Annotated in this window: 15 protein-coding genes; 5 read left to right on the top strand and 10 right to left on the bottom strand. The window is 72.1% G+C overall.

From position 1 onward, the window contains the following. Window positions 1–151: 151 nt before the first annotated feature. A complete protein-coding gene (locus tag J2X26_RS15180; protein ID WP_307493542.1) occupies window positions 152–433 on the bottom strand; it encodes a dsRBD fold-containing protein in 282 nt (93 codons plus the stop codon). Window positions 434–839: 406 nt separating this feature from the next. Between J2X26_RS15180 and J2X26_RS15175 the strand changes: the two genes are divergently transcribed. Beyond that, window positions 840–2,285: an MBL fold metallo-hydrolase RNA specificity domain-containing protein gene (locus tag J2X26_RS15175; RefSeq protein ID WP_307493541.1), complete on the top strand. Its 1,446-nt coding sequence runs from the start codon at window positions 840–842 to the stop codon at window positions 2,283–2,285. Continuing rightward, entirely contained in the window at window positions 2,282–2,479 is a 198-nt protein-coding gene (locus J2X26_RS15170; protein ID WP_307493540.1) for a DUF1918 domain-containing protein, read from the top strand. The genes J2X26_RS15175 and J2X26_RS15170 overlap by 4 nt, the downstream gene beginning before the upstream one ends. 79 nt (window positions 2,480–2,558) lie before the next feature. On the opposite strand, the gene J2X26_RS15165 is transcribed toward J2X26_RS15170, so the two are convergent. Beyond that, window positions 2,559–3,227, bottom strand: coding sequence for a hypothetical protein (locus J2X26_RS15165; RefSeq protein ID WP_307493539.1), 669 nt, complete (start codon window positions 3,225–3,227; stop codon window positions 2,559–2,561). Between the two features lie 39 nt (window positions 3,228–3,266). On the opposite strand from J2X26_RS15165, the gene J2X26_RS15160 reads away from it, so the two are divergent. Continuing rightward, window positions 3,267–4,433 carry a universal stress protein gene (locus tag J2X26_RS15160; RefSeq protein WP_307493538.1) on the top strand — a complete coding sequence of 389 codons (1,167 nt, stop codon included), beginning with the start codon at window positions 3,267–3,269 and terminating at the stop codon, window positions 4,431–4,433. Between the two features lie 266 nt (window positions 4,434–4,699). On the opposite strand, the gene J2X26_RS15155 is transcribed toward J2X26_RS15160, so the two are convergent. The 3 genes from J2X26_RS15155 to J2X26_RS15145 all read right to left on the bottom strand — a co-directional run bounded on the left by J2X26_RS15155 (window position 4,700) and on the right by J2X26_RS15145 (window position 6,972). Continuing rightward, window positions 4,700–5,536 carry a universal stress protein gene (locus J2X26_RS15155; protein ID WP_307493537.1) on the bottom strand — a complete coding sequence of 279 codons (837 nt, stop codon included), beginning with the start codon at window positions 5,534–5,536 and terminating at the stop codon, window positions 4,700–4,702. A gap of 140 nt (window positions 5,537–5,676) precedes the next feature. Beyond that, window positions 5,677–6,048 (bottom strand): hypothetical protein, encoded by a 372-nt coding sequence (locus tag J2X26_RS15150; protein ID WP_307493536.1) that lies wholly within the window; start codon window positions 6,046–6,048, stop codon window positions 5,677–5,679. Between the two features lie 195 nt (window positions 6,049–6,243). After that, window positions 6,244–6,972 carry a VIT1/CCC1 transporter family protein gene (locus J2X26_RS15145; protein ID WP_307493535.1) on the bottom strand — a complete coding sequence of 243 codons (729 nt, stop codon included), beginning with the start codon at window positions 6,970–6,972 and terminating at the stop codon, window positions 6,244–6,246. Window positions 6,973–7,176: 204 nt separating this feature from the next. On the opposite strand from J2X26_RS15145, the gene J2X26_RS15140 reads away from it, so the two are divergent. After that, window positions 7,177–8,880 (top strand): SulP family inorganic anion transporter, encoded by a 1,704-nt coding sequence (locus tag J2X26_RS15140; protein WP_307493534.1) that lies wholly within the window; start codon window positions 7,177–7,179, stop codon window positions 8,878–8,880. A 209-nt stretch (window positions 8,881–9,089) separates the two neighbouring features. On the opposite strand, the gene J2X26_RS15135 is transcribed toward J2X26_RS15140, so the two are convergent. Further along, on the bottom strand, window positions 9,090–10,367 hold the full coding sequence (locus J2X26_RS15135; RefSeq protein WP_307493533.1) for a wax ester/triacylglycerol synthase domain-containing protein: 1,278 nt from the start codon (window positions 10,365–10,367) through the stop codon (window positions 9,090–9,092). A 125-nt stretch (window positions 10,368–10,492) separates the two neighbouring features. Here J2X26_RS15135 and J2X26_RS15130 point away from each other — a divergent pair, with 125 nt between their 5' ends. Then, window positions 10,493–11,056 carry a hypothetical protein gene (locus J2X26_RS15130; RefSeq protein WP_307493532.1) on the top strand — a complete coding sequence of 188 codons (564 nt, stop codon included), beginning with the start codon at window positions 10,493–10,495 and terminating at the stop codon, window positions 11,054–11,056. A gap of 59 nt (window positions 11,057–11,115) precedes the next feature. Here the strand turns inward: J2X26_RS15130 and J2X26_RS15125 are convergent, their stop codons facing one another. The 4 genes from J2X26_RS15125 to J2X26_RS15110 all read right to left on the bottom strand — a co-directional run bounded on the left by J2X26_RS15125 (window position 11,116) and on the right by J2X26_RS15110 (window position 13,527). Further along, complete coding sequence (locus J2X26_RS15125) at window positions 11,116–11,952, bottom strand: DUF5995 family protein (RefSeq protein ID WP_307493531.1); 837 nt, start codon at window positions 11,950–11,952, stop codon at window positions 11,116–11,118. Continuing rightward, entirely contained in the window at window positions 11,949–12,500 is a 552-nt protein-coding gene (locus tag J2X26_RS15120; RefSeq protein ID WP_307493530.1) for a hypothetical protein, read from the bottom strand. Before J2X26_RS15120 ends, J2X26_RS15125 begins: the two co-directional genes overlap by 4 nt. A gap of 145 nt (window positions 12,501–12,645) precedes the next feature. After that, window positions 12,646–12,942, bottom strand: coding sequence for a hypothetical protein (locus tag J2X26_RS15115; RefSeq protein ID WP_307493529.1), 297 nt, complete (start codon window positions 12,940–12,942; stop codon window positions 12,646–12,648). Window positions 12,943–13,128: 186 nt separating this feature from the next. After that, window positions 13,129–13,527, bottom strand: coding sequence for a (R)-mandelonitrile lyase (locus J2X26_RS15110; protein WP_307493528.1), 399 nt, complete (start codon window positions 13,525–13,527; stop codon window positions 13,129–13,131). Window positions 13,528–13,534: the final 7 nt, after the last annotated feature.

The following is a 13,534-nucleotide window of genomic DNA, read 5'->3' as shown; positions in this document are numbered from 1 at the left end:
GTCTACGCGCGACCGCGGCTCTCGAGGACGGCCGGCAACGTCGGGGGCTGGATGGACAGCAGCTGCGCGCCGGCGATCGGCTCGAGGAACTCGGGACGTCAGGGACGTCGAGGTCGACGATGGCCCTCTTCAGCTCGAGGTGTCATGGCAGTCAGTGCCCGATCTGCACGTCGCCGTGCTCGATCGCGGAGATGTCGTCGGAGGTTGCTCGCAGCAGGCGGTCCGCCAGGTCGCGCAGCGCGCGGGCAGCCGCCAGCTCGTCGCCGATCTCGGGCACGTCGACGTCCTGTGGTGCACGTCGGGCTCGGCCGTAGCCGTCGAGTCGGGTGCCGGCCGACGTGGTGAGCACCGCGTGTGCCTTCGTCACGTCGCCGTCGGCCCGAAGGTCGTCCGCCTCGAAGAGATGGATCACGACTTTCCAGGTGTGCGTCATCGCACTGCTCCTTCCGCCCGACGGGGCCGCCGCGCCGTGTGGCGATGCGTCCTCACCACCCAGCCTTCGTCGGGTGAGGTGCTGGACATAGGGCAGAAGGTCCTGTGACCAGCGAGTCCGGCGTGTCGGACCAGGGTCGCCGCCAGGAACGCGCGGATGGCGACGTCGGACAGGCAGTGGATGCACCATGCCCAGACGAGGCTGCGTGCCTGACCGGGACCTCTCGTGATCACGTCCTGAGCACCACCGGCTTGCCGGCTCGGCGGGGGAGTAGGGCACTGGTCCCGTCCCCCAGCTCGTGCATCACCGGGCTTCGGGACCTCCGGCCCTGGTTCGTGCCGGTGGCCGGCCGCAGTCTGGCGAGAGAAGGACGACGACGGGAGCTCTCGCTACCGGGAGGTCGGAGATGGACGGCGCACGAACAGCCCTGACGTTCCTGGGCGGAGCCGGCACGGTCACCGGCAGCGCGTTCCTCATGGAGCACGACGGTCGTCGATTGCTCGTCGACTGCGGTCTGTACCAGGGTGAACGACGGTGGCGGCGTCTGAACTGGGAGCCGTTCGCGGTGCCGCCTGCAAGCATCGATGCCGTCGTCGTCACGCACGCCCATCTGGATCACTGCGGTTACCTGCCCGACCTCGTTCGTGACGGTCTCACCGGGCCGATCTGGGGAACGCGATGGTCGAACGCGCTGGCGGCGATCGTCCTGCGGGACAGCGGACGTCTTCATGAGCGCGACGCGCGGGACGCCCGAGCGAGCGGGTACTCGCGTCACGACCCTCCCCTGCCGCTCTATACCGCCGAGCAGGCCGAGCAGGCCATCGCCCACTTCCGCGCTGCCTCCTACGGGGAGCTCGTGCCGATCGGCGACGCGATCGACTTCACGCTCTCGCCGGCGGGCCACGTGCTCGGCTCGGCGAGCGTCCTCGTGCGTGCCGGCGGGTCTCGAGTGCAGTTCTCGGGAGACCTGGGCCGACCCTGGCACCCGATCCTGCCGCCGCGGGCGAGTCCCCCCGACGCGAAGACGGTCGTCATCGAGTCCACCTACGGAGACCGCAGCCACCACGTCGCCGGCCCTGCGCACCACGCCATGGCAGCTGCGATCAGCCGGACGGTCAGGCGCGGAGGCTCGGTCCTCATCGCAGCGTTCGCCATCGACCGCACCGTCCTGGTGCTCGAGGCGCTCTCCGCACTGGTGCGGGCAGGCGACATCCCCGAGGTTCCGGTCATCGTCGACAGCCCCATGGCGCTCGCCGCGCTGGACGTCTACCGCGACGCCGCCGAGCACGGTCAGCTCCAGACCGGGATCGGCGCCGACCTCGTCGACCTGCCGACCCTGCGTCTCGCCCCGACACCCGACGAGTCGATGGCGCTGAACCGGCCCGGCTCGCCGAGCATCGTCCTCTCAGCGTCTGGCATGGCGTCCGGAGGGCGCATCGTCCATCACCTGCGCTCCTGGCTGCCCGATCGCGACAACAGCGTCATCCTCACCGGCTTCCAGGCGCCCGGCACGCGAGGTCGAGAGCTCGTCGACGGTGCCCGGGACGTCAAGCTGCTGGGACGGTACGTGCCCGTCCGTGCGGAGGTCGTCCACGACGAGGAGTTCTCCGTGCACGCTGATGCCGACGAGCTCGTCGAGTGGCTCGGTCAGATGCATCAGTCACCTGCGGCCGTCTACGTGGTGCACGGAGAGCAGCGAGCGTCGATCGCCTTGGCGGATCGCATTCGCGACCGCGTGGGCTGTGCCGTCAGCGTCCCGGAACGCGGCGAGAAGGTGCTCGTCGACGACACGGACGTCCCGACCGGCAGCGCCTCGCCTGCGGTGCGCTCGTCGTCGCGGAGGGCACGATGAAGGCCGCGGCGGGCGACCGGCTCGTCGTCGCGGGGGCACACCTCGGCGACACGGCACGCGACGCGGAGGTCTTGGAGGTCCGCGGAGCAGACGGCGAACCCCCGTTCCTCGTTCGCTGGTCGGACACAGGTCACATCGGTCTCGTCTATCCAGGGCCAGACGCCGTGATCGCAGATGGACCGCCACGACGCTGACGTCGTCGTCGACCCCGCGACTGCGCACGGCCGGACCCAGCTGGTGCGCGACCACCGCCCCGCCTGCCGCTGCCTGACGTCAGGATCCGCCAGGCAGCGCGGTCAGGGGGCCGGTCACGCAGACGTCGACGGGTAGCCCGTCCGCCTCGGCAGGGACCTCGACGCCCGGATCGACGATGTTGACCCGCAGCGCGTAACCATCCCCCCGTCGGGCGAGACCCACACCGCAGACCCCGGATCGCCCCGCGAGCTCGGCGCGGAGTCGCCGCTGTGCCCTGCGAGCGGTGCCCAGCGTCGACCGTGGTTCGTGAAGGTCGCGGCGCGGGATCAGCGTGCCCACAACCCGTTGTCCCTCGAGCGGGCGAGCGGTCTTCGGCTGCGGGGCGCCGGCGGTCGAGAGCTCGCTGCTCTCGGGCGGCGTCGACCTCAGGTCCAGGTCCACCAGCACCGTCTCTCCCGCCCTTCGCAACCGGAGCGTGCCTGCCCCTGTGCTGGCGAGGTCGTGCAGCTGGGAGAGGACTGCACCGCTTGCCGGTGACGACGGGTCAAGCGTCAGCGCGACGGTGCGCACGCCCGTGCGCAGACTGTCGAGGACCGCCTGACGGACCAGGAGTGCGGCCACGTGGGCGGCGGCTGTCCCGTCATCGGTGTGTACCTCGAGGCGGCAGACAAGACCGTCGTCGCACCGCACCTTCACCGTGGCATCACCGGCGTGCAGCTCCGACGGGGTGTGCAGTGCGCTGGTCATCGCGTGCCTCCCTGCGTCCCGGGTACCCAACCCATCGCGATGAGCCCGGCTCATCCCTCCGACGGACCTGCTGACCTTCACCACTCTTGCGAGCGCGGTGCGCAGCGAGGAGAGGCGAAGGTCCCGTGTGGAGCGTCGTTCCCTCGATGTCGGGACCAACGGCCGTGGTCGTCCCGTTCCGCGTGCGGTTCGCTGGAGACGGGAAGGTTCAAGGCGAGGAGGATCGCCATGAGCACGTCTGGCGCTGTCGAACCGGGCACGGTCGTCGTCGGTGTCGATGGTTCGGAGCCGGCGCTCCGAGCTGTCGACACAGCGGCCGTCCAGGCGCATCTGCTCGGGTGCCCGCTCGAGGTGGTTCACGCGTTCATGTGGCCCGAGCTTCGTGGGCCCGTGATCCCGACACCCGCGGGATTCCCTCGAGCGGGCTTGAGGACGTCGGCCGAACGCATCGTGGACGAGGCGGTCCGGCGGGCTCAGGAAGCGGCCCCTGGCATCGCCGTCAGCGGAGCAGTGATCAGTGGCGCGCCCGAGCCGGTCCTCCTGCGCGCGAGCGTTGCCGCAGCGCTCGTCGTGGTGGGCGATCGTGGTCTCGGTGGCTTTGCGGGGCTCTTGCTCGGCTCGGTGGCGGTCGAGCTGGCCTCCTATGCGCAGTGCCCGGTGGTCGTCGTCCGTGGTCGATCCGGCCCCTCCGGTCCGGTCGTCGTGGGCGTGGACGGCAGCGCGTTCGGGGACGCGGTCGCGGACCTTGCCCTCTCGTGGGCGGCGGCGAGCCGACTGACGCTCCGGGCCGTCCACGCTGTGCCGGACGATCCTTCGCGTCCTGCCGCCCTCGCCGGTCGGCGGGAGCGCTGGTGGTCCGCCGACGCCGCCGCGGTCTCCGCAGCGTTCTCGCTGGTCGAGGACCGGCGGCGCAGGTATCCGATGGTCGCTGTCGAGCGCGAGGTGCGTCGTGGGGATGCTCGCCGAGTGCTCATCCGCGAGAGCAAGGACGCGAGTCTCGTCGTCGTGGGTTCCCGAGGACGGGGCGGCTTCGAAGGACTCGTCCTCGGGTCTGTGAGCCACGCGACGCTGCACCACGCAGCGTGCCCGGTCGCGGTCGTCCCGCACCTGACGCGAGGCCTTCGGCCACCGCTGGGACCACACGACGTCCGGCGAGCAGCGCGCGTCGACGGTGAGCTCCGACCCGCGTCGACGCAGAGCACCTAGCCGCCGAGCCGTTCCTCGGAAGGCCTCGATGGACCGAACCCGAGCGGCCCGGGCGCGGCTCGCCGGCCTCGAATCGCCTGGTCGGCGATGTCGACGCGCGGACGGCGGGAAGGACCATTCCCGTGCCGACGGCCCCGAGCGGCAGCGGGTTCCCTGCTCGCTCGTCAAGCCGGTCGGCGACGAGTCGCCTGGCCAGGCGTGCTCCGGACGGAGCTCGTACGTCGTCGCTTGTCACCGAATTGCGGACCAGCGCGGGACACGGCTCGTCAGTCGTCGAGCTCGTGCGGCGGATGCACGATGGCAACCGGGCAGGTGGCGTGGTGCACGACCGCATGACTCACCGACCCGAGCAGGAGCCCCGCAAAGCCGCCGCGCCCCCTGGACCCGAGCACCACCAGCTGGGCGTCGCCCGCGGCGGCCAGCACCACCTCGGCTGCTCCGCCCAGCCGCACCGTCGACCGCACCTCGACGTCGGGGTACCGATCGCAGTGACCGGCCAGGCTCTCGGCCAGCAGGGCCTTCTCGGAGACGAGCTGATCCGCGATCTCCTCCGGCGTCCACGCCGGGGTCGGACCCAACAACGCGGGCATCTCCCACGCGTGCACAGCCGTCAACGGAGCCTCCAGACGTGACGCCTGGTCGAACGCGAGGTCGACGGCGCGGATACTCGTGCGCGAGCCGTCTACCCCGACCACGACGGGCCGTGCGAGCGGAACCGCGGATCGGCCCGGACGGCGCCGGACCACCACCACCGGGCAGCGGGCGTGCGCGGCGACTGCCGTGCTGACCGAGCCGAGCAACAGTCCGGAGAATCCCCCCAAGCCGCGGGCTCCGACCACGAGCATGCGCGCGTCGGTACTCACCGCGACGAGAGTGCCGGGGACGCTGTCGCGCAGCTCGAGCGAGGACGTGATCTCGACGTCTGGGGCCTCAGCTCGTGCGCGTTCGACGCCTTCGGTCAGTGCACGGGAGCCGCCCTGTCCGAGTCCGACATGGACGATGCGCAGCGGACGACGCTCGCGCCGTGCCTCCTCCGCGGCCCACCCCAACGCCTCCTGCGCCTCAGCCGAACCGTCGTACCCCATCACGATGTGCCCGCTCATGCTGCACCTCCAGCGCGCCTTCGGGCGTGGGCAGTCTTCTGCTCTTCTCAGGCTTGCCCGGACCTCGGCATGTCTCCAGGGCCGTTGGTCCCGAAGCGACCACGTCCCCTGCTCTGCCGAACGTGACGGGCGTCGGCGAGCTACGCCGCGGCGGCATCCCGCCGTGTCGATGCCGTCGACGGCCGGTCAGTTCGGCCACCCATCCAACGGGCAGCCGCAGCGGTCTCAGCCAGCCCTACCGCGAAGAACGTCCACTGCACCGGCGATCCCCAGCCGATCAGCGGCAGCTGGGCAAGCACCCAGCCGGTCAGGACGATGCCGGCACCGAGTGCAGCGTGGGGCGCCAGGGGATGCCGCCGCAGCCCGAGCACCAGCGCGACACCCTGCGGTATCGCGATGCACACCCCGAGGGCCAGGGCTGGCACGGCAGGGCCTTCGATGAAGGTGAGCTGGTCGACCAGCGGATCGAACTGCCCGGCAAGGAAACCCTGCACGCCCGCGAGGGCGCCCACGGTCGTCAGACCTTCGAGTGCTATGGCCCACCGCCGGGCCGCGGGTCTGGAGGACTGGGGGAGCGCCGAACGCTCGGTCATGGCACGAGCCTGTCCCGGGCTCCGACGTGCCAACCAGGGCAGAAGGTCCCGCAGCCGTCCGCCCGCCGGGAGTGCGCCAACCCGTAGCCAGTCCGGACCGGACGCTCGGGTGCGCTAGAGGGCGGACACGCCCAGAAGCCGACCGATGGCATAGGTGACGACCATCGCCAGCGCGCCGCCGACCACGACGCGCACCATCGCCCGCCCGCGACGCGCGTGCCCGAGACGAGCACTGATCGCACCGGTGATCGCGAGCGCCAGCAGGACCGCGACGAAGGTCACGGCGACACGCACGTCGGCGGGGGCGACGCTGATGGCGAGGAGAGGCAGGACGGCTCCGGCCGTGAAGGACAGGCCGGACGAGGTGGCGGCGTGCACGGGGTTGGTCAGAGCGTTCGGATCCAGCCCGAGCTCGACATCCAGGTGCGCCGCCACGGGGTCGTGAGCGCTGAGCTCCAGGGCCACGGCTCGCGCAGTCGCGGAGGACAGGCCCTTCGACTCGAGGATGCCGATCAGTTCCTCGAGCTCACCCTCGGGGTCGCCCTCCACCTCGCGGCGCTCGTGCTCGATCAGCGCTCGCTCGGCGTCGCGCTGGCTGCTCACGGACACGTACTCCCCGAGTGCCATCGAGACGGCCCCGGCGACGAGCCCGGCGATGCCGGCAATGAGGATCGGACCGATCGCCGCCGTGGCTCCGGCGACGCCGACGACCAACGCTGCCGTCGAGACGATCCCGTCATTGGCGCCGAGCACGCCTGCGCGCAGCCAGTTCAGACGGGAGGCCTCCCGCCCCTGACCGGAGTTGTCGACCAGCCGCGCCCGCGGTGCTCCGCCGTCGGCCATGCCTCCGACGCTAGAACTGTCGCGTCAGCAGCGCCACGAAGGTATGGCTGTCCTGGCGTGGACTGTGGCACTCGCGAGTCGCCGGGTGATGACGTCTCCTGGCTGGCGGATGGCGCGAAGCGCGGGTCATCAACAGCACGGTGCAAGACTCAAGGGGACGTCCGGCCCGAGTCGTCCATCACAGCTCGGTCCTAGGCTCGAGAGATGGACCGCGGGCGGGTCGTTGGGCTGCTTCCCGGCGTCAGTGTCGCCCGGAGCTACGAGCGCGCGTGGCTGCGGCGGGACCTGGTCGCCGGAGCAACGCTCGTCGCGGTCGCGATACCCGCCGGGATGGCGTACGCCTCCGCCGCAGGGCTGCCGCCGGTCACGGGCCTGTACGCGACGATCGTCCCCCTTCTCGTCTACGCGCTCGTCGGTCCGTCGCGGGTGCTCGTGCTCGGGCCGGACTCGTCGCTCGCGCCGATGATCGGCGCCGCGGTGCTGCCGCTCGCGCTGGGCGACCCCGACCGTGCCGTCGCGCTGGCCGGCATGCTGGCGGTGCTGATGGGGCTCATGCTGGTCGGCGGACGCGTGCTGCGGCTGGGGTTCCTGACCGGACTGCTGTCGATGCCGATCCGCGTCGGGTACATGAACGGGATCGCACTGGTCGTCATCGCCGGTCAGCTGCCCAAGCTCCTCGGCATCGCGGTTCCTCCCGGCTCGGTCTGGGAGCACCTCGGTCGGACGGTCACCGGGGTCGCCGACGGTCAGGTCAACGGCGCGGCGGCCGCGATCGGCGTCGGCTCCCTCGCGGTCATCGTCGCGGCGCGCGCGCTGGGCGGCACCGCGAAGGGCATCGTGCTGGCGGTCGTCGGGGCGAGCGTCCTGACCGCGGTGCTCGGGCTCGCCGACGAGATCCCCGTCGTCGGCGCTCTGCCGTCCGGCCTGCCCGCACCGGCCCTCGCGGGCCTCGAACCCGGAGACGTGCTCGCGCTCGTGGGTCCGGCTGCCGGCATCGCGCTCATCACGTTCGCCGACACGACGGTGCTCTCGCGCGCGCTCAGCGGCAGCCGCGAGAAGGCCGTCGACGGCAGCCAGGAGATGGGGGCGCTGGGCGCCTCGAACCTCGCGACCGGGCTGCTCGGTGGCTTTCCCGTCTCGGGAAGTGCGTCGCGCACGCCGGTCGCGGTCCAGGCGGGCGCGCGTACGCAGCTGGCCGGTGTCGTGGCCGCGGTGCTGCTCGTCGTCTTCATGCTGGTCGCGCCCGGCCTGTCCGCATACCTGCCGTCGGCGACCCTGGCCGCGGTCGTCATCGCGGCCGCGTCCTCGTTCGTCGACGTGCACACGCTCGTCCGCCTCGTGCGGATGAGCCGGAGCGACGCGGCGCTGCTGGTCGCGGCGTTCCTCGGTGTGGCGTTCGTCGGCGTGCTGCAAGGCATCGCCGTCGCCGTCGCGTTGTCGCTCGCTGTGTTCGTCCGCCGGGCGTGGGAGCCGTACCGTGCCGAGCTGGTCAGCGTGGACGGCATTCCCGGGTTCCACGACCTCAGCCGGCACCCCGAGGGAGAGCGGGTCCCGGGCCTGGTGATCGCGCGGTTCGACGCACCCCTCTTCTTCGCCAACGGCGATGTGTTCGACACCTGGGTACGGGGCCTCGTCGCGGACGCTCCCGCACCGGTGCACCGCGTGATCATCGCGTCAGAACCGATCACGGGCCTCGACACGACCGCACTCGATGAGCTCGTCAAGCTGGACGACCACCTCGCCGCACTCGGGGTCGACCTCGTGTTCGCGGAGATGAAGGGCCCGGTCAAGGACCGCCTCGTGCGCTTCGGTGTCGGCAGCCGGTTCGGGCCCGACCACTTCTACCCCACGGTGCACAGTGCGGTGCGGGCCTACCGGGCCGAGCGAAGCGGTTCGGAGGGGTCCTGACGGCTTCGTGACAGTGCAGGGGCAGATGTCAGCGCGACGTCGTCGCCCCTGGTCAGGAGCAGCAGCGATGCTCGACGGATGCCGACGTGACGCGCGCTGGATGGGCGGATCACGCAGCGGGACTGGGTAGGTTGCGTCCGGCCCGAGCGGGCCGAGGAACGTCGATCCCAGGAGGACGCACCCTGACGTGCCGCGGCGTGCGCAGGTGGTCAGCCTCCGCCCGTGCGGTCGCCGACCGGCCGGCCGCGAGGTTCGGGCGCGCCACCCGGCAGCTGCATCCGCGTACCGGCGGCCAAGGCCGCGATCTCGTCGAGCCCTGCGTGCAGGTCCCGAGCCAGCGTGTCGGCGAGGTCGGCCGACTCGGGCGAGCACACGACAGCGACGTCGAGCCGACCGCCGAGCGACACCGCCACGGCGCAGGTCGTCACGTTGCCGACGGGCGGCACCAACGGGACGGTCCACAAGAGCGGCGCCCCGACGAGCCGCACGGGCGCCGGCGGTCCGGTCGCGTGGGTCACCACCGTGCTGAGGAGCCGCTGGCGACGCAGGAGAACCGGCATCAGGCCGAGCCGTGCCGCGACGCAGGCACCGAAGGGCGCGAGCGGCCACGTCCACGGACGGATGCGGCTCTTGGCGTGGTGTGTCCGGGCGGCGAGCACCGCCAGCGTCTCTGCGGCAATGCTCTCCCCGCCCGGGACGGCGATCCGCAGCGCACCGACGTGGTTGCCGAACCGCGACCCCGGCACGGTCACCGGGACGGACACGACGACCCGCTCCCCGGGTCCTTCGCGGGCGAGGTCGGCCCTCCCGAACGCCCGAGCCCATGCCCACAGCAGCGCGTCGTTGACGGTCGCCCCGCAGGTTCGCGCCCCCGCACGCACGGCAGCTCGATCCACCGTGACGGAGACGGCGGTGACGCCAGCCGTGACCGGCCGCAGCAGCGGGCTGCGGCCTGCGCGGCCCGTGAACGCATGCGCGTCGCCGGCCCGTGCCGGGCCGGGGCGACGCGGGAGGGACGGCCGCGCGGTGTCGATGGGAGAGTCGGAGAGAGCATCAAGAAGCAGGCCGAGCAGGCTCGGGCCGTTGCCCAGCACGTGGTGGCTGGTCCACACGAGCGCCGACCGCGCGTCGTCGCCGACGTCGAGGACGGTGAGCCGCCACGCCGGGCGGTCCGCGGGAAGCGGTCGCGCGAGGTCCTCGACGGCGACCGTGACCGGGTCGGCGCCCGGCAGCGTGCGGTGGACGACGTGCCGGGTGAGGTCGACCGCCCCGACCTCCCACGTCGGCGCCCGGAATGGTCCTTCTGGCCGGTGCACCCTGGCTGTGAGGCGAGGGTGGCTCTCGACAGCGCGCTCCAGGCGACGACGCACCTCGGCGACGTCCGGCGCCGGTCCGCCGAGCACCAGCAGCACAGTGATGTGCCGCGGGTTGGGCCCGACGTCCGTCGCGAGCTCCGCCCGGTCGAAGACCGTCAGCCGATCGACCACAGCGGCAGTCTGGACGGCCGGGATCGTCCGGGGCAGAGCCGAAGGTCCCGACGCCCGCCGCTGCATCGCCGCCGGGTTCTGGGGCGCACGTGGTCGGCGGTTGCGGGAAGGCCTACGGTGCGGTGGTGAGAGCCTCCACGAACGGCTTCATCGATGACGTGGCGCGCGCCCGCGGCCTCCTCGTGACCCGAAGGGGCGCGCACTCGGCTCGCCTCCAGCCCGCGGGGGAGCCTCCGGACTGGTACTGCGATCTCCGCGAGGGCGTCCCGGACGGCGAGAACGACCCCGCCTCGCACGTCGTCTGGGTGTCCCCGGCTCTGCGGACGGTGCACTCCGCCGGGCCGCCGATCCTCGACGTGCACCGGTCCGGCCCGCACTCCGACCTGGGCAGGATCGCGGCGTGGTTCGGCCGCCTCGCAGGACGCTCCTCGCCACCCGCCGCCGAGGGGCTGTACGCGTACACGGATCCGCACGGGATCGTGGACGCCCAGCTCCGGCATCGGATCGAGCACTGGCCGGATGCCGCACACGGCGACGGAGTCGTGCGTCCCGCCGAGCTGTGGTCGATCCAGATGACCCGCGAGGGGCTCGTCGTCACGTCGGTGTCCTGGTGGGGGAGCGCGCCCGCACTGGACCACCAGATCGCCTTGGCCGTGGACGTCGCCGCTCGGCTCCTCGTTGGTCCCTGACTGCGGGCGACGACAGCGCGAGCCTCGGTCACGGGTCAGAGCGGTGAGCCCCTCGAGTGTCAGCCCGCACGCGCGACCCGCGTCTGCTCGGCTGGAGGACCGAAACCGGGCTCGTCGGGCCAGCGCCGGCGCTCGGGGACGAGGAAGCGCGCGATCCGCAGGACGAGGCGCAGGCGCCAGTCGTCGGGCGAGCGCACCTCACGGATGAACGCCCCGGCGCTGCGACGGATGGAGTCCAACGCGTCGGCGGACCCGGACGCGTCGAGGAGCCGGTCGGCGTTGAACCACGCCAGCCCGCGGGCCACCCGGATCCCGTAGTTCGAGAAGAGCTCGTCCTGCCGCGCGAACACCTTGTCGAGGACGGCGAGCGCGCGGCTGTAGCGCTCGGCGAGCCCGTCCTGGACACCCTCGACAGCCGTGCCGAGCACGTCGTTCATGCGGTGGAAGTCGGCGATGTGCGTCGCGACGGGCGCCATCCTCTGCAGGGCGATCGGCAGGTCGTACGAGATGTGCGCCGTCATCGAGAACAGCACGTCCTCCAGCACGTACGACCGCCGGCCGAATGCGGCTTGCACGTCCCGCCAGGGCTGCGGCACCTCGCCCGGGAACGCACGCGCGGACGGGAGGCCGCGCGGGGTGGCGCGCGCGGCGCCGAGCGCTTGGTCGACCGCGTCCATCGCCGTGAAGTACTCGTGCGCGAGCGCGGTCGCGAGGTCGGCCACCCACTCCGGGTCGTCGAATCCCGTCTCCGCCTGGCGGAGCTGCACCTCGAGCGAGCGCGTGAGCGCGACGTAGATGTAGGCGAAGGCGGCGCGGGGGTCGTGGTGGAGCTCGAACTCGACGCGCCGACGATCCAGCTCCGCCGCGACGAGGGCGACCTCGTCGGCACCCGTCATCTCGGTCGGTCGCCGGTGCGCCGGGCGACCTCCGTCGCACGCGCCCAGGAGCACACCAGCTCGCCGGCGAGCCCGAGCCGGTCCGCGCCGACGCGGTAGCGCGCGGTCCACGGGCAGCCCAGCAGGGGCATGTGATAGGTCGACGCCAGCCCGTCGGCCCGGATCTCCGCCGGGTAGACGAACCGACGCTCGAACAGCCCGGGCACCGGCCCGAACCGCTCGAAGGCCTGGACCGTGACGCCGAGACCGTCAGGGTGCAGGACGTACCGCTCGCGCAGCAGGTAGAGCGTGAGGCCGAGCTTGGACAGGCGGACGGTGTTCTCCGCGACGCCGAGCTCGCCCACGTCGGGTCGGGGGATGACGGTCGAGTCGAGCCGCGACCGCCCGGTCAGCGCCTGCACCACCCACATCGCGACGACGAGGAGCGTGTTGAGCGCGCCGGCCCCGGACCTGAGCAGCCCGCTCCACGACGTGACGCGCAGGCCGAACGTGCCCTGCCAGACGCCGTCGCCGACGTCGTAGTAGTAGATGTGGCTCGCGGGCCTCATGGGAGCCACCGTGCTCGTCGACGCTCGTGGCCATCGCGCATCTGGCACCGCGCTCTCGTCGGATGCAGCACGGCGCCGGTCGGTCGACGGGCCCGCCCCTGCCTGTCTCAGCACCCATCGTCCCGCTGGGCGGCGCCGATGTCGATCAGATCCCGGCGTCCCACGTGAAGAAGGTGGCCGGCGACTCGCGCCCGGCGAGCGAGCCGTAGAGCTCCAGGGCGTGGGTGTCCTCCTCGTCGGGCGCGACGAAGACCTCGGCGATCCCCGCCTCCGCGGCCAGTGCGTGCAGGTGCGGGGGAGTGCTCGCGGGGGACAGCTGTTGCAGGAGCTCGTACGGGGGAGTGGTGGCGTCCCGGCTGTTTCGAGTGCTCGACCTTCGGGTGGCGCCGAGGCCGGTACCCGCATGAGCGTGCTGGAGCGCTTCAGGCGGGGCATCACTCATCCCTCGTCGGGACACCTGCGGGTGTGCGTGCTTCCGCCGCAAGACCCGCCGCTGCGGGTAGGCAACCGACGTGAGTGGCAAGCGCCTCCCGGTACCGAAGGCTCAGCCTCTGGCAGGCCAAGTCACATCGTCAGCTCGCCGTGTCCGGGTTCGCCGCTGTTCGTGTGCGGGAGTGCAAAGAGGAGGTCAGCTGCGGTTGTAGTCCTCGTCGGTGACGTGCTCGAGCCAGGTGACGACGCGGCCCTGATGGTCCGCCTCCTGCATCGCGACGTGCGCCATGAACCGGTCCGTGGTGGCGCCGTGCCAGTGTTCTTCGCCGGGCTCGATGTAGACGACATCGCCGGGACGGATCTCGTGGATCTCGCCGCCTCGCCGGGCGACGTAGCCGATGCCGTCGGTCACGTAGAGGGTCTGGCCCTTGGGGTGGGTGTGCCAGGCGGTCCGTGCGCCGGGCGCGAATCGCACGTGGGCGCAGCCGATCGCGGTCTTCGCGTCGGGGGTGCGGATGGTGTCGATGTACACGGTCCCGGTGAACCAGTCGTCGGGTCCGGGGGCGGTCTGCCCGCCGCTCTGCGTGAAGATCATGTCCTCC

Origin of the sequence: Cellulomonas humilata (assembly GCF_030814415.1) — a bacterium.
Classification (GTDB): Bacteria; Actinomycetota; Actinomycetes; order Actinomycetales; family Cellulomonadaceae; genus Cellulomonas; species Cellulomonas humilata_A.
Note: the sequence above shows the minus strand (reverse complement) of the source record. Positions and strands in the feature narration are given on the sequence as shown.

Coding starts and splice junctions, on each gene's coding strand:
- J2X26_RS15155 (WP_307493537.1), bottom strand. CDS start 5,536: ATGAGCGGGCACATCGTGATGGGGTACGACGGTTCGGCTGAGGCGCAG.
- J2X26_RS15120 (WP_307493530.1), bottom strand. CDS start 12,500: ATGAGGCCCGCGAGCCACATCTACTACTACGACGTCGGCGACGGCGTC.
- J2X26_RS15145 (WP_307493535.1), bottom strand. CDS start 6,972: ATGGCCGACGGCGGAGCACCGCGGGCGCGGCTGGTCGACAACTCCGGT.
- J2X26_RS15180 (WP_307493542.1), bottom strand. CDS start 433: ATGACGCACACCTGGAAAGTCGTGATCCATCTCTTCGAGGCGGACGAC.
- J2X26_RS15110 (WP_307493528.1), bottom strand. CDS start 13,527: ATGATCTTCACGCAGAGCGGCGGGCAGACCGCCCCCGGACCCGACGAC.
- J2X26_RS15160 (WP_307493538.1), top strand. CDS start 3,267: ATGAGCCCGGCTCATCCCTCCGACGGACCTGCTGACCTTCACCACTCT.
- J2X26_RS15115 (WP_307493529.1), bottom strand. CDS start 12,942: ATGAGTGATGCCCCGCCTGAAGCGCTCCAGCACGCTCATGCGGGTACC.
- J2X26_RS15175 (WP_307493541.1), top strand. CDS start 840: ATGGACGGCGCACGAACAGCCCTGACGTTCCTGGGCGGAGCCGGCACG.
- J2X26_RS15165 (WP_307493539.1), bottom strand. CDS start 3,227: ATGACCAGCGCACTGCACACCCCGTCGGAGCTGCACGCCGGTGATGCC.
- J2X26_RS15170 (WP_307493540.1), top strand. CDS start 2,282: ATGAAGGCCGCGGCGGGCGACCGGCTCGTCGTCGCGGGGGCACACCTC.
- J2X26_RS15140 (WP_307493534.1), top strand. CDS start 7,177: ATGGACCGCGGGCGGGTCGTTGGGCTGCTTCCCGGCGTCAGTGTCGCC.
- J2X26_RS15125 (WP_307493531.1), bottom strand. CDS start 11,952: ATGACGGGTGCCGACGAGGTCGCCCTCGTCGCGGCGGAGCTGGATCGT.